The organism is Treponema sp. TIM-1 (genome assembly GCF_046533115.1).
Classification (GTDB): domain Bacteria; phylum Spirochaetota; class Spirochaetia; order Treponematales; family Breznakiellaceae; genus JAIRMO01.
This window is the reverse complement of the sequence record NZ_JAJQRC010000017.1, coordinates 32543-57152: the sequence shown is the minus strand read 5'-3', so window position 1 is coordinate 57152 and position 24610 is coordinate 32543. Positions and strand designations below refer to the sequence as shown.

General features: G+C 55.5%; 20 protein-coding genes. All 20 read left to right on the top strand.

Annotation, left to right across the window (positions count from 1 at the left end; genetic code table 11):
- Positions 1 to 289 precede the first annotated feature (289 nt).
- The 20 genes from LQZ21_RS08530 (at position 290) to LQZ21_RS08435 (ending at position 24606) form a co-directional block, all read left to right on the top strand.
- Positions 290 to 1636: a ClC family H(+)/Cl(-) exchange transporter gene (locus LQZ21_RS08530; RefSeq protein ID WP_411043860.1), complete on the top strand. Its 1347-nt coding sequence runs from the start codon at positions 290 to 292 to the stop codon at positions 1634 to 1636.
- Entirely contained in the window at positions 1626 to 4142 is a 2517-nt protein-coding gene (locus tag LQZ21_RS08525; protein WP_411043859.1) for a DNA polymerase domain-containing protein, read from the top strand. The genes LQZ21_RS08530 and LQZ21_RS08525 overlap by 11 nt, the downstream gene beginning before the upstream one ends.
- A 334-nt stretch (positions 4143 to 4476) precedes the next feature.
- Positions 4477 to 6036 carry a 2-hydroxyacyl-CoA dehydratase family protein gene (locus LQZ21_RS08520; RefSeq protein ID WP_411043858.1) on the top strand — a complete coding sequence of 520 codons (1560 nt, stop codon included), beginning with the start codon at positions 4477 to 4479 and terminating at the stop codon, positions 6034 to 6036.
- Positions 6037 to 6144: 108 nt separating this feature from the next.
- Positions 6145 to 6900, top strand: a complete 756-nt coding sequence (locus LQZ21_RS08515) for an ATP-binding protein (RefSeq protein WP_411043857.1) — start codon at positions 6145 to 6147, stop codon at positions 6898 to 6900.
- 16 nt (positions 6901 to 6916) lie between these two features.
- On the top strand, positions 6917 to 8113 hold the full coding sequence (locus LQZ21_RS08510; protein WP_411043856.1) for a 2-hydroxyacyl-CoA dehydratase family protein: 1197 nt from the start codon (positions 6917 to 6919) through the stop codon (positions 8111 to 8113).
- Complete coding sequence (locus tag LQZ21_RS08505; protein ID WP_411043855.1) at positions 8110 to 9669, top strand: 2-hydroxyacyl-CoA dehydratase family protein; 1560 nt, start codon at positions 8110 to 8112, stop codon at positions 9667 to 9669. Before LQZ21_RS08510 ends, LQZ21_RS08505 begins: the two co-directional genes overlap by 4 nt.
- A gap of 72 nt (positions 9670 to 9741) precedes the next feature.
- On the top strand, positions 9742 to 10575 hold the full coding sequence (locus LQZ21_RS08500) for an acyl-CoA dehydratase activase (RefSeq protein ID WP_411043854.1): 834 nt from the start codon (positions 9742 to 9744) through the stop codon (positions 10573 to 10575).
- Position 10576: 1 nt separating this feature from the next.
- A complete protein-coding gene (locus tag LQZ21_RS08495; protein ID WP_411043853.1) occupies positions 10577 to 10738 on the top strand; it encodes a hypothetical protein in 162 nt (53 codons plus the stop codon).
- Positions 10738 to 11448 carry a hypothetical protein gene (locus LQZ21_RS08490; RefSeq protein ID WP_411043852.1) on the top strand — a complete coding sequence of 237 codons (711 nt, stop codon included), beginning with the start codon at positions 10738 to 10740 and terminating at the stop codon, positions 11446 to 11448. Before LQZ21_RS08495 ends, LQZ21_RS08490 begins: the two co-directional genes overlap by 1 nt.
- Positions 11449 to 11540: 92 nt before the next feature.
- Positions 11541 to 13814, top strand: a complete 2274-nt coding sequence (locus LQZ21_RS08485; protein ID WP_411043851.1) for an oxidoreductase — start codon at positions 11541 to 11543, stop codon at positions 13812 to 13814.
- 124 nt (positions 13815 to 13938) lie between these two features.
- Entirely contained in the window at positions 13939 to 15531 is a 1593-nt protein-coding gene (locus LQZ21_RS08480; RefSeq protein ID WP_411043850.1) for an ATP-binding protein, read from the top strand.
- Positions 15532 to 15731: 200 nt separating this feature from the next.
- The gene (locus tag LQZ21_RS08475; RefSeq protein WP_411043849.1) at positions 15732 to 15869 is read left to right on the top strand and encodes a hypothetical protein; all 138 of its coding nucleotides are present in this window, start codon (positions 15732 to 15734) and stop codon (positions 15867 to 15869) included.
- A 129-nt stretch (positions 15870 to 15998) separates the two neighbouring features.
- Entirely contained in the window at positions 15999 to 17144 is a 1146-nt protein-coding gene (locus LQZ21_RS08470) for a Glu/Leu/Phe/Val dehydrogenase dimerization domain-containing protein (protein ID WP_411043848.1), read from the top strand.
- A 6-nt stretch (positions 17145 to 17150) separates the two neighbouring features.
- Positions 17151 to 17351, top strand: coding sequence for a 4Fe-4S binding protein (locus LQZ21_RS08465; RefSeq protein WP_411043847.1), 201 nt, complete (start codon positions 17151 to 17153; stop codon positions 17349 to 17351).
- 25 nt (positions 17352 to 17376) lie between these two features.
- A complete protein-coding gene (vorB, locus tag LQZ21_RS08460; protein WP_411043846.1) occupies positions 17377 to 18441 on the top strand; it encodes a 3-methyl-2-oxobutanoate dehydrogenase subunit VorB in 1065 nt (354 codons plus the stop codon).
- Positions 18441 to 19178 carry a thiamine pyrophosphate-dependent enzyme gene (locus LQZ21_RS08455; RefSeq protein WP_411043845.1) on the top strand — a complete coding sequence of 246 codons (738 nt, stop codon included), beginning with the start codon at positions 18441 to 18443 and terminating at the stop codon, positions 19176 to 19178. Before vorB ends, LQZ21_RS08455 begins: the two co-directional genes overlap by 1 nt.
- Complete coding sequence (locus LQZ21_RS08450) at positions 19175 to 19708, top strand: 2-oxoacid:ferredoxin oxidoreductase subunit gamma family protein (protein ID WP_411043844.1); 534 nt, start codon at positions 19175 to 19177, stop codon at positions 19706 to 19708. The genes LQZ21_RS08455 and LQZ21_RS08450 overlap by 4 nt, the downstream gene beginning before the upstream one ends.
- 7 nt (positions 19709 to 19715) lie before the next feature.
- Complete coding sequence (locus LQZ21_RS08445) at positions 19716 to 21806, top strand: acetate--CoA ligase family protein (protein ID WP_411043843.1); 2091 nt, start codon at positions 19716 to 19718, stop codon at positions 21804 to 21806.
- A 30-nt stretch (positions 21807 to 21836) separates the two neighbouring features.
- Positions 21837 to 23087: an MFS transporter gene (locus LQZ21_RS08440; RefSeq protein ID WP_411043842.1), complete on the top strand. Its 1251-nt coding sequence runs from the start codon at positions 21837 to 21839 to the stop codon at positions 23085 to 23087.
- A 10-nt stretch (positions 23088 to 23097) separates the two neighbouring features.
- Positions 23098 to 24606, top strand: a complete 1509-nt coding sequence (locus tag LQZ21_RS08435; protein WP_411043841.1) for a BCCT family transporter — start codon at positions 23098 to 23100, stop codon at positions 24604 to 24606.
- Positions 24607 to 24610: the final 4 nt, after the last annotated feature.

The following is a 24610-nucleotide window of genomic DNA, read 5'->3' as shown; positions in this document are numbered from 1 at the left end:
GCTGTTATCTTTCGGTTTATGGATAGCCATGAAATACCTCCGGGAATAATAAGGCACGGGGATGCAGGATGCTTTAGTTTTTGGGAAAAAATTGAGGAAAAAGGGAGGAGAGAGGAGTTAGAAGATAGGAGATATCGACCAATTTCATAACTCCTCTCTCCTCCCTTCTCACTATCTTCGTTCGTGTAGTTCGTGTCTGTTCGTGGTTAAATTCTTTGGGGCTTTGCTTCAGACCACCCACTCCGGTGCGTCTCTGGAATTCCCCGGGGCCTTCGGGTAAAATTGGATTATGGTTATATCGAAGAAGCAGATGACCCAGACGGTTCGGCGATGGTACGGTTCCCGGCTGGCGGTTATTATAGAAAGTATCATCATCGGGGCGGCGGTGGGCTTTGTGGTGGTTCTCTTTCGGTATCTGCTGGTGCGGGCGGAGGACCTGCGGACGCTTATCTATCAGGCCCTGCCGGGGCTTCCCTTTTTTTGGACCCTGTGTTGGGGTCTGGCTTTGGCGCTGGCAGGGCTTTTCCTGGGATGGATCGCGAAAAAGCGGCCCATGATCCGGGGGAGCGGTATTCCCCAGATAAAGGGGGCCCTCCTGGGGCAGATGACCCTGGATTGGGTCCCGGAACTGCCCCTCAAACTGGTTACCGGCATCCTCGGCCTGGGGGCGGGCTTGTCCCTGGGCAGGGAGGGGCCTTCCATACAAATCGGGGCCTATGTGGGCAAGGGGGTCCTTTCGATATTCCGCCGGCCCGAGCGGGAACAGCAGTTCCTCATCACCGGCGCTTCCGCCGCAGGCTTAGCCGCCGCCTTTAACGCCCCCCTGGCGGGGGTGCTTTTTGCCCTGGAGGAGCTGCAGTCCTCTTTTACCCCCCTCTTTTTGGCCTGCGCCATGGGGGCTTCCATGGCCGCGGCCGGTGCGGCCGCCTTGTTTTTTGGATTACACCCGATTTTTGATTTTCGGGATATTGCGGCGCTTCCCCTGCGGGGGTTTCCCTGGGTGGTGCTTTTGGGAATAATCTGCGGCCTTTTGGGGGATCTTTTTAAACGGGGGATCTATTGCTCCCTCAACCTCTATGATCGGTTCCGGATTCCGCCGATCCTGCGGCCGGTGATCCCCCTGGCCATGTCCGTACCCCTGGGGTTTTTGTTTTTTGACATCACCGGCGGCGGCCACGCCCTGATCGAGTCCCTTTCCATGACGGAGCGGAGTTTGACCCTCATCCTCCTGCTTTTGGCGGGGAAACTGCTTTTCACCGCCCTGTGTTACGGATCAGGAACCTCCGGGGGCATCTTTCTTCCCCTCCTGGCCTGCGGCGCCCTGGCCGGGATCGGACTGGGAAAGTTTTTGGCCTTTGCCGGTATCACCACCCCGGAACAGAACCTCAACTTTATGATCCTGGGGATGGCCGCCTTTTTTTCCGGGGTGGTTAAGGCCCCGGTGACGGGGATCATCCTGATCCTGGAGATGAGCGGTAACTTTAACCACCTCTGGAGCCTGGTTTTGGTGAGCCTCTCCGCCTTTGTTACCGCGGATCTTATCGCCTCCCGGCCCATATATACCGTGTTGTTGGAACGGATGGTAAAACCCAAGGTCCCGGACCAAAATTCTTGGGCCGGAAATAATGATGGGTGAGATCCCATCGGATAAGCCGAGTTCCGTTGCTTCCGATCTTTCGGAGGAATCCGGCGTATTCCGGGGTTTTATCGTCCATGCTTCGGTGGATCCCCAAAAGGACCGGCTCTTTTTTGTGGGCCGCCTGGAAGACGGCCGGTCCTTTGCCGCGGTGGAAGCCCAGTGGCGGCCCTATGTTCATATCCGGGAAGAGGATTGGGGGGCCTGGGATTCCCTCGTTGATGCCCCGCCCGGTCAAAAAAGTCCCGCCGCCCTGGAATCCTTTTCGGGCCGGGAGCGGCTCCTCCGCCTGGATTTTTCCCGGTACGGGGACCGGGCCGCCGGGGTAAAGCTTCTGGAAAGGGCGGGAATTCCCAGCCCCGACGGGGATACCAAACCCCCGGAGGCCTTTCTGTTGGAACGGCGGGTCCGGGGCCCGGTGGAGCTCCGGGGGCAATCCAGGCCCGGCCGTTTTGTGGATGTGGTTTTTCCCCATCCCCAAATTCTGCCGGCCCCCGGACCGGTAACCCTTCCCCTAAAAACCGCCTCGGTGGATATTGAGACCGATATGGGGGACGGTTCCCTCAGGGCGGTGGGGGTTAGCTGGACCGGCACCCTGGGCCGAGACCAAATCCTTAGGGATACCCAGGGCCTGGTCAGGGTTTTGGGGTCCCCGGACGCTTCCCCGGCGGCGGGGGTTCCCCTTTTTTTTCACCCCGATGAACGCTCCCTGCTTGCCGCCTTTATCGATGATATCCGCCGGATCGATCCCGACGTGATTACGGGCTGGAATTTTCTCGATTTTGATTTTCCCCGTCTGGCGGAACGTTGTGAATTTTTTCACATCCCCTTTAACCTGGGAAGATCCGGGGACCGGGCCAAATACTTTCCCGGGGAGGGGCGGCGTTCCGGGGCGGCCTTGATCCCGGGCCGTCAGGTCTTGGATGCCCTGCGGATCGTCCGGTCCGGGCCGCAGCGGTTCTCCGACTATACCCTGCAAACCGTGTCCCGGGAGGTTCTGGGAGAGGGGAAGCTGGTCACTTCCTCGGGGAAGGATAAGGCCGAGGAGTTGGACCGGCTGTACCGGGAGGATATCCGGACTTTTGGCGCCTACTGCTGCCGGGATGCGGAACTGGTCCTCCGCATCCTCGCCGAGACCGGCCTTTTCCGGCTGACCCTGGAACGGGCCTCCCTGACCGGGGTGTCCCTGGACAAGGCATGGACCAGTGTGGTGAGTTTTGAGCGGATCTACGCCCTGGAACTCGGCGTCCGGGGCATTGCCCCGCCCCCTGCTGTTTCCCGCCGGGTTTCCGGGGCCGCCGGGGGAACGGTCCTGGATCCCCGGCAGGGGCTTTTCAGGAACATCGCGGTTTTTGATTTCCGCAGCCTCTACCCCACGATTATCCGGACCTTCAACATCGATCCCCTGGCCCGCGAGCGGGTAAGCTCCCCCGGAATCTCCCCGGCGGAGGCCCCGATTACCGCCCCCAACGGCGCGGTCTTTTCCCGGTCGCCGGGGATACTCCCGGCGCTGATCGCCGAATATTTTGCCGCCCGCCGTGAAGCCCTGGACCGGGGGGATGAAATCGCCGCCCATGTGTATAAAATTCTGATGAACAGCTTTTACGGCGTCCTGGGTACCGCGGCCTGCCGTTACGGCCTTACCGAATTGGCCGGGGCCATTACCTCCTTTGCCCGGAAATGGCTGCTTTTTTCCCGGGACTGGTTTACCGGGCAGGGCTGCCCGGTACTGTATGGGGATACGGATTCCCTGTTTGTGGAAACCGGCCTGGACGACCAGGCGGGGTTCGGGGATTTTCTTGACCGCTGCGGCGCCCTGGCCAAGGAACTGAATGTTTCTCTTTCCCGGCAGGTACAAGCGGAATACCGCCTTACTTCCTTTATGGAACTCCGGTTTGAAAAAGCCTACCGGCGTTTTATGATCCCTCCCCTGCGGGGCCTCCACGAGGCCGGTGAGATCCGGGGCCGGGCCAAGGGCTACGGCGGATACCTCCTCCACCCCGACGGGACCGGATCCGTGGAGGTGAAGGGCATGGAGGCGGTACGGAGCGACGTCACTCCCCTGGCCAGAAGGGTACAACTGGAGCTTTTGGCCCTGGTTTTTGCCGGGGGCGGGGAAGGGGAATTTAGGGAAAAAATTTTCGAGACCGTCAGGCTCCTTAAGGCGGGAGCTTTGGACGGGGAATTGGTGTACCGCAAGCGCCTGTCCCGGCCTCCGGAAACCTATACCTCCTCCACCCCGCCCCAGGTAAAGGCCGCCCGGGCCCTGGGCTGGAAGGCCCGCCGGGGAACGGTGGAGTACCTCTGGACCGAGCAGGGCCCGGAACCGGTCTCCCTTCCCCACGCCCCGCCGGATTACGAACACTACCTGGATTCCCAGGTATTACCGGTGGCCCGGTCCATTGCGGACGCCGCAGGCTGGACCGGCGAACTTTTCCCCCGGAAAAGCCGGGACCGCCGGACCCGGCTTGACCGGAATGAAGGTCAACTAGACCTGGACCTGTAACAGCCGGCGGGTACTTTAGCCATTGTTGGGTAAGGCCGGTGCGGACCGGCAATTACCCCCGAGAACGGCTCTGGAATTCCCTGCCGGAGGAGACAAGAACCGAAGGTTCGAAGGCTCCGCAGGCAGACTCTACAGGTTAGTGAACGGGGGGAATTGCCGGCCCGCACCGGTGTATCCGCCAAACGCTAAAGTACCCACTGCTAAGGGCCTGATCAAAACAAACGTTTTGAAAAATTTTGTTTGCTTTCTGCGCAAAGGCAGGGTATAATTATCTTTCGGCTTGAAGGTGGGGTATCAATAGCAGGAGTTATCCTGACAGTTTCCGGGAGGTGGTATGAGCGCATTGGGAACCTGGCTTATCCAGGGGGACACGCGGATCGGCAGGATATACGACGGCAACATGGCCTGCCGCCGCCGGGAATGGCGGGGGGTGGTGAGCACCTGGGTTGATTTTCTCGGATGGTTGAAACTCTGGGGCATTCTGATTGGCTTTACCATGAAAGCCCCGGTGAAGATCTTCAGGTCCTTTTTTGAATACCGCTGGATGCCATCCTATCTCGCGGCGCCGGCCTTTGTGGACAAACAATCCCGGGGCCAGCGGGCGCCGCTGCTTAAAGTCACCCGGGAGGAATTCGCGGCCATTATCAAGATGGGAACCGTCTATATCGCCGACATGCTCAAGGCGGACCGGAAACTGGGGGGAAGCAAAAAACTCAGTAAAAAGATAGTCCTCTTCGACGAGATGACCATGATCCAGATCATGGGGGGCTTCCCCAACCTGATCGGCATCCCTTACCAGCTTATGCCCGTGTTTCTCGTTTCGGAGATCGATCAGTTGAGCTGTATCCCCTATATTGACGCCATTGAAAGTTTCGGCCTTCCTTCTGAAACCTGCCCCCTTCCTACTTCCGAGGCCGGGGCGGCGGTGATAGACGCCTACCCCCACTGCGGGGCCTGCTTCATATCCAGTTCCATGCCCTGCGACGGATCGGACATGGCCTCATCCTATCAGGCCCGGCGTTTCAAACTGCCCACCTATCACCTCACCTTTCCGGTGCGCTACGACGACGAAGACACCCTGGAGGCCGCGGCCGAGGACATCAAGGGGTGCATCAAATTTATCGAGGATAACACCGGCGAAAAGTTCGACTGGGATGCGTATTTCACCGTGATCCGGCGCTTTAACGAGGAGACCAAACTTGAGATGGAGCGCTGGGAGATCAACCGTACCCCCTATCCCCAGATCACCGGCGCAAGCCTTCACCTCTGGCGGGCATATATGTACCAGATAGAGGGGGGGCTCCATCCATGGCTGGAAAAGGTGTACCGGGACTGCAACAAGATCATGCTCAAGAACTACGAGCAAAAGAAGCGGCCCTCCTCTTCCTCCCGCTACCGGGCTATGGTGTGGAATGTCCCTTCCCATTATTTTCCCGATTTTTCCCGGTGGGCTGAAAACTGCTGGGGGATCAACGTACTGGCGGATATGGTTATCCTCAACTTCACCAAGATGCTGAACACCGAGGACCAGGAAGAGGCCATCCGGGATCTGGGCAGGCTCTATGAACGCATGGTTATGCGCAAACACACCAACGGCGGCTACGGCCACGTACTGGACGAGCTGTGGCGCATGGCGGAGGCGTATAAGGTTGACATGGTGTTCATGTATCAGCATGTGGCCTGCAAGACCATGGCCGGCCTCCAGGGGCTTTTTGACGATCAGGCCCGGGAACGGGGGATTCCCCTTATCTGGATCGAGCACGATATCATGGATCCCCGGACCGTATCCCGGCGGGAAATGCGCAAGAGCGTCAATAATTTTATGTTGAATGTGTTCCATGCCGAACCGGCGGACCCGTCGCTGGTGGATTTTGATGATGACAATACCTGGTAGCAAAAAGGAGAAATCGTTTAAGAAATAATTCGACGAAGGTTTTGTATTTTTTATTTGCTATTTACGCCAAAGCAACGTATAATTGTTTTATGCCAAAGAGAGGTATCAATGGCAACAGGAGTTATCCTGGCGGTTTCCGGTAAGGGCGGGGTTGGCAAAACTTCTATTTCCGCGGCCATTGTGCGGCTGCTGGTGGAACATCATCCCAACGCCCGGATTCTCGCCATAGACGCAGACCCGGCCACGGGCCTTGCCACCGCCCTGGGGGTGGAAGTTGCTCAAACCCTGGACAACATCCGGGTCCGTATAGCGGAAAGCGCGGAAAAAGGGGAAACCCGGGAGGCGGTGGAGCTGCTGGGAGAGGCCCGTTTTCAAATTCTCGGCGCCATGGCGGAGCAACAAGGCTTTGCCTTCCTGGCTATAGGACGGCCGGAAACCGCAGGCTGTTACTGCGCAATCAACAGTTACCTCAAAGAAGTCATCACCCTCCTGGCCGCCGAGTTTGACTATGTGGTGATAGACGGTGAAGCCGGGGTTGAGCAGATCAACCGCCGGGTGATGGAGCGGGTAACCCACCTGCTGCTGATAAGCGATCAGAGCCGCAAGGGCATACAGGTGCTGGAAACCATACGGGAAGTGGCCCAGCGTATGGTGATGTACGACCACTGCGGCGTGGTGATCAATCGTATTACCAATCCCGATCTGGATGTCCGGCTTGAGGGGATTGATATCCTGGCCCGTATTCCCTCCGACGGCATCCACGCGGAAAACGACATTCTTGGCAAAAACGTCTTCGACTTATCCACGGAATCATCGGTACTAGCGGGGGCGGAAACAGCGCTCCGTAATTTTACACTGCTTTGACAGAAAGGAGTATCCCTTGAGAGACTTAAAGCATTTGATCTATTTTGAGAAACTGCTGGAAACTACCAATAACGAGCTTATCCAGCAGGCCAAGGCGGAGGGAAAGTTAGCCATCGGCTATACCTGTTTCCATATGCCCGAAGTTATCCTGAACGTGGACCGGTGTTTTCCGGTGCGGCTGCGGGCGCCCAATACGGGGTCCATGGACATCGCCACCTATTACATGTCCAACTACACCTGCGAGTACTGCCGGGCCCTGTTGGAACGGGCCTTTGAGGGGGGACTGAATTTCCTCGACGGCCTTGCCGCGGTGGACGCCTGCGCCCAGATGAACCGTCTTGCGGAGAACATCGAAATCCAAAAGCTGGTGGACAAGGACAAGTTTTTTGTCACCCATGCGGACATCCCCTACAAGGTGGAGCCCTTCACGATCAAGCACTACACGATCCAGATGCGGAACCGGGTGCTCAATGTGCTGAAAGACACCTACGGGGTGGACACCTCCGACGAGGCCCTGCGGGGAGCGGTGGACCTGCACAACCAGGTCTGCGGGATAATCAGCGAGATCGGCGAACTGCGCAAGGCGGATAACCCGGTGATCACCGGTTACGAGTTCCACATCATCAACCTGGTAAGCTACGCATGTCCCAAGTACCTCCTCCTGGACAAGCTCCGGGAAACCCTGGAGGAGCTTAAGACGCGGGAGCCCGACCCCACCCCCCGGTTCCGCGCCCGGGTGGAGCTGATAGGTTCCGAGATTGACGATCCGGAACTGACCAAACTCATTGAAGAAGCGGGGGCCCTGGTGGTGGCGGACCGCTACTGTTTCGGTTCCACGCCGGGACGGGAAGTGATCAGCCTCAATGACACTGAAGAGGTGCTGACCCAGATCTGCCGCCACTACCTGGAGGTAAGCGAATGTCCCCGCTATATCTCCAACGAAAAGGTTGCCCAGCGCAGAAAAACCGTGGACGCCCTGGCCCGGGAGTTCAAGGCCGACGGCATCATATTTGAGCAGATCAAATTCTGCGATTATTGGGGCTTTGAGCGCGCCCTGGCCGCCTATATCCAGGAAAAGGAATATGACCACCCGGTGCTGTCGATTGACCGGCCCTATATGACCCGGGCCAGCGGACAGCTCCGTACCAGGGTCCAGGCCTTTGTGGAAAGCCTGGAAATCAAAAAGATCAACAAGTTAAAGGAGGTGGTATGAGCGCATTGGGAACCTGGCTTACCCAGGGAGACACCCGGATCGGCAGTATATACGACGGTAAAATGGCCTACCGCCGCCGGGAATGGCGGGGAGTAGCGAGTACCTGGGTTGATTTTCTGGAATGGCTGAAACTCTGGGGTACGCTGATAGCCTTTACCATGAAAGCCCCCCTGCAGATCTCCAAGTCCTTTTTTGAATACCGCTGGATGGCATCCTATCTCGCGGCGCCGGCCTTTGTGGATAAACTGTCCCAGGGTCAGCGGGGGGTTCAGCACAAGATCAGCCGGAAGGAATTCGCGGCCATTATCAAGATGGGGACCATCTACATCGCGGACATGCTCAAGGCGGACCGGAAGCTGGGGGGAAGCAAAAAACTCAGTAAAAAGATAGTCCTCTTTGACGAGATGACCATGATCCAGATCATGGCGGGTTTTCCCAACCTTACCGGCATTCCCTATCAGCTTATGCCGGTATTCCTCCTGTCGGAGATCGATCAGCTGAGCTGCATCCCCTACATTGACGCCATTGAAAGCTTCGGCCTTCCTTCCGAAACCTGTCCGGTCCCCACCTCCGAGGCCGGGGCGGCGGTGATAGACGCATACCCCCACTGCGGGGCCTGCTTCATATCCAGTTCCATGCCCTGCGACGGATCGGCGATGGCCTCATCCTATCAGTCCCGGCGCTTCAACCTGCCCACCTATCACCTTACCTTCCCAGTGCGCTACGACGACGAGGACACCGTGGAGGCCGCGGCCGAGGACATCAAGGGGTGCATCAAATTTATCGAGGAGAACACCGGCGAAAAATTCGACTGGGATGCGTATTTCACCGTGATCCGGCGCTTTAACGAGGAGACCAAACTTGAGATGGAGCGCTGGGAGATCAACCGCACCCCCTATCCCCAGATCACCGGCGCGACCCTTTCCCTCTGGCGGGAATTTATGTACCAGATAGAGGGGGGGCTCCATCCATGGCTGGAAAAGGTGTACCGGGACTGCAACAAGATCATGCTCAAGAGCTACGAGCAGAAGAAAAAGCCCTCCTCGTCCTCCCGTTACCGCGCCCTGGTCTGGAACTGCCCCGCCCATTACTACGCCAACTTTTCGAGCTGGGCTGAAAACTGCTGGGGGATCAATGTGCTGGCGGATATGGAGATCCTCAACTTCACCAAGATGCTGAACACCGAGGACCAGGAAGAGGCCATCCGGGATCTGGGCAGGCTCTATGAACGCATGGTTATGCGCAAACACACCAACGGCGGCTATGCCCACGTGCTGGACGAGCTGTGGCGCATGGTGGACGCCTTTAAGGTGGATATGATCTTCCTCTATCAGCATGTGGCCTGCAAGACCCTTTCGGGGCTGCAGGGGCTTTTTGACGATCAGGCCCGGGAGCGGGGGATTCCCCTTATCTGGATCGAGCATGATCTCATGGACCCCCGGACCGTATCCCGGCGGGAGATGCGCAACAAGGTAAACAACTTTATGTTGAATGTTTTCCGGGCCGAACCCGCGGACCCGTCGCTGGTGGATTTTGATGATGACAATACCTGGTAGCGCCGCGGCATAGCCGCCGGGCGCTTGGGTTCGTTTAAATTACGCATAATGCATGCAAAAGAAGGAGAGTTTATGAAGAAATATTTTGGGGGATGCGATGTAGGTTCCACCTATACCAAGGCGGTTATTCTGGACGAGGATGGGGGCATTGCGGCCCAGACAACCCTGCGCAGCAAGATCAATTCCGAGGTTTCCGCGGTCAAGGCAATGGAAGAGGTGATTGCCCAGGTGCCGGATCTTTCCAGTCCCCAGGACCTGGCTTACCTGGTCGGTACCGGTTATGGCCGCAACAAGGTTCCCTTTGCGGACGAGAACATTTCCGAGATCAGCTGCCACGCCATGGGGGTCCATGTGACGGACCCATCGGTACTGGCGATCATCGATATCGGCGGTCAGGACGTGAAGGGCATTTCCATCGGCCAGGACGGGACGGTGAGGAATTTCGCCATGAACGACAAATGCGCCGCGGGAACCGGCCGTTTCTACGAGGCCATGGCCAACGCCTTTGAGATGAGCCTGCCGGAATTTTCCGATCTGTCCCTAACAGCCAAAAACGTGATCCCCATCACCGCCCAGTGTACCGTGTTTGCCGAGAGCGAAGTGATCACCCTGGTGGGGGACGGCAAGCCCATGGACGAGATCGCCGCGGGCATTCAGATGGCGGTGGCCAAGCGCTGTTTTGTAATGGCAAAAAAAGCCGGCGCCACCGATCGCATCACCCTGACCGGCGGCTGCGCCAAGAACCGGGGCCTCATGCAGGCGATAGAACACGTACTGCGGATCAAGGTGGTGGAACTGAAAACAGATCCCCAGCTCATGGGAGCCCTGGGGGCCGCGGAATTCGCCCGGCAGAAGGGCAGCGCCGCCGGCCGCCGGGTTGCCGCGGCTGTGGCGCAGGAGGCGTAATATGGCTTGGTATTGGATAACGCTGATTGCGGCGGCGGGGGTTTTCGTCCTGCTCTTTACGGTATACATGGCCAACCTGGATATGAAGCTGGTGGCCTTCCTCTATGTAATCCTCAACAAATACCACGATAAAAAGCAGCACGAGCGGGACATCCAATTCTGATGGAACTTTACGATGGTATCATAACCCATACGGGGGAGTTCTTGTCCCAGCGGCCCTTTCAGCGCTGGGACTATGACCCTTCGGCGGCTTGGGAAGACGCCGGGCAGAGCGAACTGGTCCTGGGCCGGGACACCGCCTATGAACTGGGGGGAAGCGGAACCTTCGCCGTACACTACACCTGCGTTACGGGAAATTCCGCCCTGGTGGACCGGGACGAGATCCTGCTTTACGGGCCGGACCTTGGCGAACTGCGGAAAGACGCCCACTACGCCCGCCTGTGCTTTCTCAACATCACCGATCCGGGCGGGGACGATGAAACCGCCTACCGGGCCATACGGGAGATAGAGTTCGTCAAGTACCATGTTTTTCCCCGGGGCTTTATGCTGCGGATCTCCTCTACCGACCAGCGGGAACAGGTGCGCCTGAGCAAAGAGGCGATCCGGAAGGGCATTTCCTTTAAGGCCGTGGGCTTTGACTTCATTAAAAAATACCGGGAAAATCCCCTGGTCAAGCAGGTACGGATGATTTTTATCACCGATACTTCCATAGATTACCGGACCCTGGAGCGGAACGCGAAGACCGCCGCGGATATTACCGGAACCTTGACCCACATTATGGAAGGGATTGCCCTTAATTGTTCCGCATGCACCCTGAAACCGATCTGCGACGAGGTGGAGGGAATGCGGGAATTGCATTTGCGGCGAAACTAAGGACCCGCGCAAAAAGCGCATGACCTTTTGGTTGTGTTATCTTCTCATGGTGCGGCTCTTAACGCGCGTTAAATTTATTTTGGAGGAAAGCGATGAAAACAGACCCTATTGTTCAGGAACTGGTGGACAGCTACGGTAATTGGATGCAGAAGGAAAGCAAGCGGCCCTGCGGCGGCGCGGCAGGAATGACCCGGGAGTTGTATCCCTATAACTCCATATTCAGTCCCATTCAGATCAACCGCCTTACCATCAAAAACCGGGTGGTGATGGCTCCCATGGGGAATCTTGATATGTGCGAGGAAACGGGCCGGCCCAGCAACAAGATGATTCAGTATTTCCTTGCCCGGGCCAAAGGCGGCGTGGGCCTCATCACCACCGGACTTATCCCGATAAGCCACGGTATCGATCCCACCGTAACCGAGATGGGGCAGCTCTCCTATTTCCCCCGCATAGACCGAAGCCGTACCGTTTTCGCCGGGTGGCGGGATCTGGCCCAGGGCTGCCATTCCTACGGCAACCGGATCTTTATTCAGCTTACCGCGGGCCTCGGCAGGGTAGGTAGCCCCGAATGTCTTATCAATTCCGCTAAGTTTCCTGTCTCCGCTTCCATTAATCCGAATTTTTATATTTCCGCGATCCCCTGTATGCCGATCAGCGACGGTAAACTGCGCCGGATCATCAAAAACGCGGGACAGGCCGCGGCGGACGCCCAGTTCGCAGGTATAGACGGGGTGTACCTCCACGGCCATGAGGGGTATCTGCTGGAACAGCTTTCCAACCGGGCCTTTAACCGCCGCAAGCTGGGCAAGTACGCCGATTGGCAGCGTTTCGGTGTCGATATGGTACGGGATATCCGCCACCGTGCCGGGCCCCATTTCCCCATCATGTACCGCATCGATCTTTCCCTGGCCCTCAACGAAACCTACGGCGAGGAGGGGATGCAGGAGAAGGCCCTGAAAAAATTCAAGAACGGCCGCAGCATCGCCGAAACCCTGGATTACATGGAAAACCTGGTTAAGGCGGGGGTTGATATCTTCGACGTGGACCTGGGCTGTTACGACAACTGGTGGCTTCCCCATCCCCCGGCGGGTATGCCGGCGGGCTGTTTCCTGGATATTTCCAAATTCGCGAAGGAGCATTTCGCCCGGAAAAACATCCGCTCCAATGCCGGCATTCCCGTGCCCATAGTGGCGGTGGGAAAGCTGGGCTACCCGGATCTGGCCGAGCAGGCCCTGAGAGACGGCAAGTGCGATATGGTCATGCTGGGCCGGCCCCTGCTCGCCGACCCGGAATGGTGCAGCAAGGCCTACCGGGGAGAAGTGGAAAAGATCCGGCCCTGTATCGGCTGTCAGGAAGGGTGTATCAATGAATTCGTGGACGGCGGACATCCCCAATGCGCCGTCAATCCCCGTTCAGGGAACGAAGATATCCTTCCCGAGCGGCCGGCCAAGCCCGACCTCAAGAAGCGTATCGGGGTAGTGGGCGCGGGTCCCGCGGGGATGAGCTTTGCCCTGGAAGCCCTTAAGCAGGGCCATCAGGTAGAACTTATCGAGAAAACCGGGGAGCTAGGGGGCAAGATGATAAGTGGCGCCGTACCCAAAATTAAGTACGATTTTGGCAACTATCTTCAGTACCTTCGGAACGGGATTGGGGCTGCCAAAGCCGACAAGAACTTCAAACTCCTCTTGAATACCGCCGCGGATATTCCCTGGCTGAAAGGGCAGAACTACGACGCCCTGGTCTTTGCCAACGGTACCCTGAACCTGGAACCCCGCTTTGAGGGGGCGGAAAAAATGCGCAGCCTCCAGGCCACGGATCTGCTGGTCAATCCCGAACTGCTCCAAAACGCGAAAAAGGTGGTGATCATCGGCGGCGGTGTGGTCGGCTGCGAGACCGCCTACTGTCTCCGGTATGAGCATGGCTGTGAGGTAACCATTGTGGAGATGCTGCCCTATCTTATGGACGGGGCCTGTACCGCGAACCGGGCGTATCTGCTCTATTATATGAAGAAAGCGGGGGTTACGATCCACAACTGCGCGAAGGTGCTGGGCTTTGAGCAGGGCGGGGTCAAGGTAAACCTGAACATCTCGAAGACCAAGCCCAATCCCTACAACTGCTGGCAGCCCATACTGCCCAAGAATATTGAGAATCCCCTGGCTAAAAAACCGGGTCCGGAAAACCGGAACGAAACCATCCCGGCGGACCTGGCGGTATTTGCCATGGGGGGTAGGGCGGATTTGGCTCCCTTCCTGGAAGCCCAGGCTGCCCATGCGGCTCCGGAGATCTACAACATCGGCGACAGCTTCGCCGGAGGCAAAGTTTTGGAGGCTACCAGGGCAGCGTATAATCTGGCCTGCAAGATCTAAGCCCCTGTTTCGGCGTGTCCTCTGAACCGATACACCCCGCACCTGCCCCATAGTTATGGGGCAGGATGCTTGGGGCCTGAAACCGCTGCTGGACACCTCAACCGGCCCGGGATATACTCAAAATATGGAAGAGACCCGTCTCCCTAATATGCCGCGCCGTATACTGCCCATCGGGATCCAGGACTTTGAGGACCTCCGCCGGAAGGGCTATCTTTATGTGGACAAAACAGCCCTGGTCTGGAAGCTGGTAACGGAGGGTAAGCCCTATTTTCTCAGCCGTCCCCGGCGGTTTGGCAAGAGCCTCCTGATCACCACCCTTAAAGCCTATTTTGAGGGTAAAAAGGATCTCTTCGACGGGCTTGCCCTGGGGCGGCTTGAGACCGAATGGAAAGCGTACCCCGTCGTACACCTTGACTTTAACCCCTCACGATACGATTCGGTCGCCTCCCTGAATTATTTTGTCGCCGACCGCCTTGAAAAATTTGAAAAAAAGTATGGAGTGCCTTCAAAGGGCGGCGCCATAGAAAGCCGTTTTCAAAACCTTATCGAAGGGATCTATGAAAAAACCGGCCGGCAGGTGGTGGTCCTGGTAGACGAATACGACAAACCCCTGCTGGAAAGCATGGACAACGAAGGCCTGAACGCGGAACTGCGGGCCGCCCTAAAACCCTTTTACGGGGTCCTGAAAAGCGCCGACACCGCCCTGCGCTTCGTGATGCTCACCGGCGTTACCCGCTTTTCCAAGGTGAGCATCTTCAGCGATTTGAACCAGCTGCGGGAAATCGGGATGAGTGAAACCTATGCCGCCCTCTGCGGCATAACGGAAAAGGAACTGGTGGAAACCTTTACGCCCGAACTGGAAGCCTTGGCACAAAAGAACCAGGAAAGTTTTGAACAAACCCTTGAAGCGGTCAGACGAAATTTTAACGGCTATCATTTCGCGAAAAACAGTGAAAGCGTGTATAATCCCTTCAGCCTCTTGAATACCTTTGCTAATCAGGAAATACGATACTACTGGTTTGCGACGGGAACCCCCACCTTTCTATTTAAGGAACTGGAACGGACCAGGTTTGAAATCATCCGGTTCAAGGACCACATCGAAGCCCCCGAATCGGCGATAAACGATTATCAGCCCGGCGACGGGACGCCCATCCCGCTGCTGTATCAGAGCGGGTATTTGACCATCAGCGGTTATGACCAAGAAACCCGTACCTACCGGCTGGGTTTTCCCAACGAAGAGGTGCAGTACGGCTTCCTGAATAATCTATACAAATACCTGTTTCCGGCTGCTAACGGCATGAATGACCTTGATGTATGGACCTTTATCAAGGCCCTGCGTTCGGGGGAGACGGATACCTTTTTAACCCAGCTCAAGGCATTTTTTGCCTCGGTCCCCTATGATTTATATTTTGAGAAGGGGGAAAAGTACTATCAGACGATATTCTACCTGGTGTTCACGCTGCTGGGACAGTTTGCGGAGTCGGAGGTACGGAGCGCGGCAGGCCGGGCGGATGCGGTGGTGAAGATACGGAATCTGGTATATGTGTTTGAGTTTAAGCTGGACAAGGCGGGCAGTGCGGAGGAAGCGCTGCGGCAGATAGACGAGAAGGGCTACCTCATTCCCTATAGCGCCGGGGGACACCGGCTGATAAAGGCGGGGGTTGTGTTTGACACCGGGAGGCGGACCCTGGGGGACTGGCGGATCCAAGAAGCTTAGGACCTGGTAACATCTAAAACGGTACTAGAGAAAATAACCACGAAGGCGCGGAAGGCGAATAAGGTATTTGACTCAGGGTCCATACCCTTGGTTCCGCCCCAGGTTCCCTTGCGTGAGCGGGTTCTTGGGTATGGACCCTTCGCACGAATCAAATCACGATCACGGTAAAACGCCGCTCCGAAGAACCCTTCGAGGAGGTGATGCTCTTTACCAACGCCGATGCAGCTTCTCCCGCAGAAGAAAACGAACTATGGTGGAAATTCAGCAAATACCTGGGGTTGACGGAACTGCCCCGGCGGCGGTATGTTCCGCCGGAAGCCGTCCTGCTTTTGAAATGAGGAACGGCAGCCCCCCTGCGGTCCGGTATAGTTAGTGAAAAAAGCTCCGTGTATAAAAAATATTGACAGATAGAAAAATATATCCCATACTGAGGATGAAAATTTCCGGAAAGAACAGGAGGTAATGCGATGACTAAAAGACCTTATATGGTGCTGGAGTGGAATGATACGGAAAGTAATGCCAAAGGTTGGTTGTGTGCCTATAATTTTGTTAATCATTACTGTGGGGGTGGTACGAGGATGCATCCCACGGTCACCAAAGAAGAAGTGGTACGGCTGGCGACAACCATGGGCTATAAATATAAAGCTTGTGAGTCCCAAACAACGGGGGGGTGTAAAGGCGGCATAGCCTACGATTACAAGGCCCCGGACGCAAAAAAGGTCCTGTATCGGTACCTTGTCGCCATGGCGCCTTATATCAACGCCGGTGTTTCCATTGGCGGAGACCTGGGGGTGGATTACGGCGATGTACTTGAGATTCTTGATGAACTTGGCATAGGGCTCCCCGCCACTAAGGCGATGAAAGGGGATCCCAAAATTCAGCAAAATATAAAAGATCACGATGTCCTGTGTGAGAAAACCTATGATGGGTTCAAGATGTACGATATGATCACCGGTTACGGCTGTGCGGCGGCGCTGGACGAGGGATGGAAACATAAACACCATGGTTCTGCCCGGGTGGTGCTGCAGGGTTTTGGTTGTGTGGGCGCGTCCATGGCATGGAATCTGAACCAGCTTGGGTACAAGGTGGTGGGTATCGCGGATGTAAACTGCTTGGTGGAATGTCAGGACGGTCTTGATGTAGAGAAACTCGTTAAAGGGAGGCGCCCCAAGGGGGAACTGAACCCCGATACCTTTGAAAAAAACTACCGGGTGCGGAAAAATTCCGAGTGGCTTGACGTGGACTGCGATATCCTCGTTCCCGCCGCTCTGGAAGACGTGATCAATAAAGACAATGCCCACAAGGTCAAGGCATCCCTTATCGTTGAAGCGGCGAATATCCCCACCACCGAAGAGGCGGATAAGATCCTTGCGGAGAAGGGTATTGACATCTGCGTTGATTTTGTATCCAACCTTGGCGGCATCAGGATATACGAAGTCGCCATTTTCGGGCTTGTTCCCTGTGAACCCACCGCCATTGTGGAAGATACCGTACGGCTGGTGAGGAAGCAGATCCGGCGGGTCTTTGAAAAGGCCGAAAAGGAAGGTATCTCCACCCGGCAGGCGGCACGGATTTTGTTTGAGCCGGATGTCTTCGACACCCCCGATATCTAAACTTAGATGAGCCAGTTAATTCTGCATACCGATCTTTGTAAGGGGTGCGGGTACTGTGTGGCTAATTGTCCCCGATCGGCCATATCCCTCTCGGGGGATATAAATAAAGGCGGATACAATACGCCGGTCGTAGATCGGGCCAAGTGTGTTGTATGCGGTATATGTTACAATGTCTGTCCCGATGTGGTGTATGAAATTCTGAAATAAATTCCTGATATAGCAAGGGGTCGTGATGACAAGGGCGTTTATGAAGGGAAACGACGCGATAGGCGAGGCGGCGGTGAGGGCCGGCTGCCGGTTTTTTGCGGGTTATCCTATTACCCCCCAGAGTGAAATTCTGGAGTACCTTGCTTGGAGGCTCCCCGAAGTGGGGGGTACTTTTATTCAGACCGAATCCGAACTGGCCGGTATTTCCATGGTATATGGCGCGGCGGCCACCGGTATGCGGGCCTTTACCAGCTCATCGGGACCGGGTTTTTCTCTTTTGGGAGAAGGTATTTCCTACATGGCCGCTGCGGAGTTGCCTTGTGTTATTGTGGACGTGCAGCGTTACGGCGCCGGTCTCGCGGATATATTCACCGGTCAGGGTGATTACTGGCAGGCTACCCGGAACGGCGGCCATGGCGACTACCGATGTTTGGTATTTACCCCCAATTCGGTCCAGGAATCCGCGGATCTGATGGCCCTCGCCTTTGACAAAGCTGAGGAATACCGCAATCCCGTCATCATTCTCTCCGATGCCTCAATCAGTCAGATGATGGAATCGGTGGAATTTCCCGAGATGCGGGAGCATGATCCCGACAGCCTTGAATGGGCGCTGAAGGGCAAAGGGACGGGGCACAACAAGCGGCATACCAGTATCATGTACTATCGGTCTGACTATGATGTCTATCTCAAGGCAAAATACGACCGGATCATTGCCAACGAACAGCGGTGGGAGGAATTTCAAACCGCCGATGCCGAATATATCCTGGTTGCCTATGGTATTTCCGCGCGGATTTGTGAAGAGACGGCGGAAATGGCCCGGAACCGGGGCCGGAAAGTTGGGCTTATACGGCCCATTACGGTCTTTCCCTTCCCAACAAAGGCTTTCGATCAGCTTGATTACCGCCGGGTCAAGGGTTTGGCCGCCGTTGAAATATCCTGCCTTTCCCAGATGATAGAAGACGTGCGGCTCTCCGTCAGCGGTAAGGCGCCGGTTTATCCCATCCGGGGTGGAACTAAGGTATACGATTCCGGCGATGTGCTGGAGGCCCTGGAGGCCATTATCGCCGGAACGGCGAAGGAGTCGTACTGATGGAAAAGAGGCGCCCTTCCCTGCTCCAGGTCGATCATAAGTATTGTCCCGGCTGCGGTCATGGCATTGTGAATCGCCTGGTGGCGGAGGTCTTGGAAGAAATGGGCGAGGAGGGAACCGCTCTTTGCGCGGTGGCGGTGGGGTGTTCTTCCCTCATGCCCGATACGTGGGGTACGGATATTGTGCAGGCCCAACACGGCCGGGCCGGGGCGGTGGCCGTGGGCATGAAACGGTGCCGGCCCGGGAACATAGTATTCGCCTATCAGGGTGACGGCGATGCGGTAGCCATCGGACTTTCGGAGACCCTCTGGGCCGCCATTAGGAATGAAAATATCACCGTCATACACATCAATAACAACAATTTCGGTATGACCGGCGGTCAAATGTCCCCCACTACCCTGGAAAAACAGAAAACCACTACCACCCCTTTTGGCCGGGACACCCTGTTGACCGGTAAACCCTTGGATATTATTAAGATGCTCAATACCTTGGATGTGGCGTATCTGGCCCGGGGTACGGTCATCAATAATGCGGAGATTCTGAAAACAAAAAAATACATCCGCAAGGCCTTTGATAAACAAAAGGCCCGGGCAGGTTATTCCATGGTGGAGATCCTTTCTCCCTGTCCTACCAATTGGAAGATGCTGCCCTTGGATGCCTGTAAACGGATTGCCGATGTGGTAACTGCCGTTTATCCGCTGGGGGAATTTGCCGATTCCTCCAAGGGGGCCGAATGAACATTATCTGCGCCGGTTTTGGCGGTCAAGGTGTTTTGACGGCGGGCCTTATTCTGGGAAAAACCGCTACCGAAGCGGGCAAGCATGTAACCTGGATTCCCTCCTATGGCAGTGAAATGAGGGGCGGTACGGCGAACTGCAGCGTCAAGATATCGGAGATTAAGATAGCCAGTCCCTTTATTAAAGAAATCGATATTCTTATAGCGATGAATCAGCCCTCGGTGGATAAATTTGAGGGCGCCGTCAAGGCGGGAGGCCTTATAGTCGTTAATAGTTCCATGGTCACGGATCATACCTTTAGAAAGGATGTCCGGGTGGTACCGGTTGACGCCACCGCCATTGCCGAAGAACTGGCCAATCCCCGGGGGGCGAATCTTGCCATGCTGGGAGGGCTTGCCGCCACGGGGGTGCTTATGGATGCCGAAACTATCAGGGACGGGTTAAACCGGTTTTTTGATGAAAAGGGGAAGAACAGTCCCCAAAACGGCCGTTGTTTTGATCTGGGCATGGAACATGCCCGGCAGGGGTAATCAAGGCATGGACATCAGGAAGCTGCTAAAGCCCAACAAGGTGGCCGTTATAGGCGCGTCGGATAAAGAGGGTTTTGGCGGTGATACCTGCCGAAACATCATCCGGTACATGGCGGCGGACCGTTATTATTTTATCAATCCCAAGCGGACCGAGGTCTTGGGCAAGCCCTGTTATCCCGGTTTAGGCGCCCTGCCGGAACAGGTGGATCTGATGGTCATCTGTACGCCGGAACACACGGTGGAGACCCTTCTGCGGGAGGGTGCGGCCTCTGGGGTAAAGGCCGCGGTGGTTTATGCCTCAGGTTATGGTGAGATTGGTACCGAAGCGGGCCGCGCCAAAGAAGCTGCCCTTAAAGCCCTCTGCGAAGAGTTGGATATTGCCCTGATGGGCCCTAATTGCGGGGGGTTCGTGAACTGCCCCGATAAGGTATATCCCTTCGCGTTTATCTCTGAAGACCGGGACCGGAGCGGCGCCGTGGGGGTTATCTCCCAAAGCGGCCAGTTGGTGTTGACCATAATGGACAGTCCGGTCCTTAAATTTTCCTACGCGATTTCCGCCGGTAACAGTAAAATCATTACCACCGAGGATTATCTGGAATTCCTCGTGGAGGATGAGGATACCCGGGTAATCGCCCTGTACCTTGAGGGCGTTAATGATCCGAAAAAATTTATCGCCGGCCTTAAACGGGCCGCGGAAATTCGTAAACCGGTGGTGGTGCTGAAAACAGGCCGTTCTGAAAAAGCCCGGGCCATCGCCGCTTCCCATACGGGGAGTCTTTCCGGTACTGACCGGGTATTTGACGCAGTATTCAGTAAATTCGGCGTCATCCGGGTGGATGATCTGGAAGAGCTTTTGGTCACCGCCCAGGCGCTGGCGGTATTAAAACGACTTCCCCGGGGCAGGGGACTCACCTGCATCAGTCTTTCCGGTGGGGAAACCGGAATTTGCGCCGATCTTGCCCAACAGACGGGCCTTTGTTTTCCCGATTTTGAGGCGGGGACCCTGGCGAGGCTTAGGGAACTGTTGCCCTTCTATGCGACCCCCAACAATCCCCTGGATGCCACGGCCACTCTTTCCTATGATGTTGATAAATTCGCCGGGGTGCTGGAAACATTGATGCGGGACCCGGGGATTGATCTGGTGGCGGTGGGGTATACCCTGCTTGAGACCATTGCCGACAATGCGATCTACTACATGAGCCGGGCCATGGAGCAGGTACACGGGGAGGCCTGGGCTAAACCCATGGTGATGATCCCCTTTGCCGCTATGACCAGAAACCGGGAATATTTGGAAAAACTTGAGGCCGTGGGGGTTCCGGTACTGTCAACTTCCCTTTATTCTTTTAAGATCATCAAACACATCCTGGATTTCGCCGCCTATAATCCCGCCGAACAAAACATGGACATCGCCTTTCCCCGAAAAGCCCCGGGGCAGGGAATCCGTACCTGGTCCGAATCGGAAAGCCGGTCCCTTATCGCCGGGGCCGGGATCGAGTGCGGCCGGTTTGCGGTGGCCTCCTCCCGGGAAGAAGCCGTTGCCCTGTTCAGGGAATTTGGGGGTAAAGCCGTCACCGTCAAGATCGACAGCCCGGACATACCCCATAAGACCGATGCCGGATGTGTACGGTTGAATATTTCCCGTGAGGCCCAGGTAATGGACGCCTATGACGAGGTCATAGCGAATGGCCGGCGGAATTGTCCGGAGGCGAAGATCTCCGGCGTCCTGATCAGTGTCATGGCCCCCGAAGGGGTGGAGATGATCCTGGGGGTTAAGAAGGACGGCGCCTTTGGTCCCTGTATCCTCTGCGGGCTGGGGGGCGTTTTCGTGGAGATTTTCCGGGATACCGCCCTGGGTTTGGCGCCCCTTTCCCGCCTTGAGGCGGAGCGGATGCTCCTCTCCCTGAAAGGGATCAAGATGCTGCAGGGGTACCGGGGAAAGCCCCAGGGCGATATGGACGCCCTGGTGGATGTGATGGTAAAACTATCAAAACTGGCGTGTGAACGCAAGGATGATTTACAGGAACTGGATATCAATCCGGTTTTTGTCTATGAAAGGGGTATATGGGCGGTGGACGCTCTTTATATACAACAAGTATGATTTATAGATTACCGGTAAGGAGGTTCCAAGATGAGTCAAGAGAGTAAATTAATGAAGTACCTGCAGATCCTTGCTCTGGGTCTCGCAGGGGGGTCCATCTATCTGATACCCTATATCAGATATGTCTTTTATGACTGGCAGATTGAGGCCATGGGGATCACCAATACTCAGATCGGTCTTTTGACTACGGTCTACACCATCGGCAATGTGATTCTCTACATTCCGGGGGGCATAATAGCGGATAAATTTTCCACCAAAAAATGTATCTTGATTTCCCTGATTTCCACTACCATCCTGACGTTTATCTTTGCCTTTACCATGGGTTCTTATGTTCTTGCCCTGGTGATATGGTTTTTATTCGCGGTGACCACCACCTTCCTCTTCTGGGACGCCCTGATGAAAACCATCCGGCTCATCGGCGATGAAAGCGAACAGGGGTTTATGTTCGGTCTTTACTATATGGGTAATGGCCTTACCGGCGCCATTGTCAACGCCATCGGGGTGCGGGCGACGAATTTGGCCGATACCTCCCAGGGTAAATTTTTCTGGGGTGTGATCGTGTACGGTATCGCCACGGCGGTTGCCGCGCTGTTTGTCGCCCTGCTCCTCAAGGACAAGCAAAAGGCGAAGATCGCTTCCGACGGGCAGCAGGAAGAAGGTTTTAGATTTTCCATGGTGGGCGGGCTTCTGAAAAGCCCCACGGTCTGGATATTTTCGATCATCGTATTTACCGGCTATGCGGTATTCTCCAACATCAGTTACTTCAACCCTTATATGACCGATGTGATAGGCATTACGCCGGAAGATTCGGCGTATCTCTCCATCATCAGGGGTTATATTTTCTATGTCCTAACGCCGCTCAGCGGTATCATCGCGGACAAAGTGGTTAAATCCACCAGTAAATGGTTTGTCTTTCTCTTCTTTATATTAGCGGCCCTTTTGATCGGAGTGTTGCTTATCCCCGAAGGTGCCAGTGTCGGGTTGGTAAGTTTTTATTCCCTGCTTCCCGGCCTTTTTGGACTAGCCTTGTATGGCATCATTTTTTCCATTGCGGCGGAGACCAAGATATCGGCGGCCGTCATGGGTACGGCGGTGGGGATCGCTTCCATCATCGGATATGCGCCGGACTTTTTTATGGCCACCATGTTCGGGAGCTGGCTTGACAAGATGGGCAATGGCGCCTACCGGCTTATATTTATCTTCCTGGCTGCCAACTGCGTGGTAGGTTTTGTCGCATCCCTGATTGTTCGGTTCCAGGCAAAAAAAGCTCTGTTGAAGTAGCCGGGTAATAATGGAACAGCACGCCGGAAAACCGCATATTGACTGGATGATCACTATTCCCAGCCTCCTTATCCTGGGGGGGATATGCGTCCTGTTTTTGGCGTTGAATACGGAAGATAATGCCCTGCTGAACAGTTTTTTTGCCTTTGTCACCGGCGCCTTTGGCGGGGTATTTCATTTCTATATTTTTGGCGTGCTGATCCTGTTGTGTTATATTTCTTTCTCTAAGATAGGTTCCATCCGTCTTGGTGAAGGCCCCCCCCAATACGCTACCTTTAGCTGGGTGAGTATGCTGTTTTGCGCCTGTATCGGATCCAGCATCCTGTATTGGGGGCTGATAGAATGGGCCTATTATATGGGGAGCCCTCCCTTCAACCTGGAGCCCGGTTCCCGTGAGGCCGCCGAATATTCGGTAACCTATACCTTGTATCATTGGGGAGTCAGCGGCTGGGCCACCTATTCGGTAGCAGCTGTGATCATCGCCTTTTATCATTTTACCAAAAAAGTCCCCAATCTCAGGATCAGCGTTTCCTGTGGGTTTACCGGCCAAAACAGCCTCCTGGGTAATGTGGTCGATATTTTTGTCATCATCGGTTTAATCACCGGCGTGGCGGTGAGTATCGCCCTGGGGACTCCCCTGATTGCCCAGGGGCTGCATCACATTTTTGGCATTGATACCGGAATCTATACCAATATTATTATTGCGGTTTTCTGGGCCTGCCTCTTCGGAACCAGCGCCGTTTCCGGCATTGATCGAGGGATAAAGATCCTGAGTAATGTAAATACCGTTATTGCCCTGGGATTTATCACGTATGTTCTTGTGGCGGGAGGAAGGGCCGTATTTATCGGGAACAACGCGGTTAATAGTTTTGGGCTTATGGTTCAAAACTACCTTTATATGAGTTTTTATACCGATCCCATAGGTAAAAGCGGATTTCCCCAGGCCTGGACCATTTTTTATTGGGGCTGGTGGCTTTCGTATGTTCCGGTGATGGGCCTTTTTATCGCCAAAATTTCCAGGGGGCGTACGATTCGGCAGGTTATCCTGGGGGGCGTCCTTTTGGGAAGTCTGGGCTGCTGGTTTTTTCTGGCGATTTTAGGTGGTTACGGGCTGGATTTGCAGTTATCCGGGGTTCTTGACACGGTCAAAAATCTTAGGGAGGGAGGAGACTATGCCGCCATTATGGCCCTGCTTGATTCCCTTCCCTTTGCCAATATTGCACATGTGGTATTCATCATCGTGGCCTTTATTTTTTTAGCTACCACCTGTGATTCTTCGGCCTATATCCTTGCTTCTATTTCAACCAAGAATATCACCGCCTCCATGAATCCCAGTAAACGCAGCCGGATTATGTGGACCCTAAGCCTTATCATACTGCCGATTGTTTTAATGGTCGTAGGGGGGCTTAACACGGTAAAACTCTGCACCGTATTGGGGTCTATTCCCATTATATTTATTTTGACCGCCATGGTATGGAATTTTATGAAGGATGCCCGTGAAATTTCCCGCCGGGCTTAGGGGA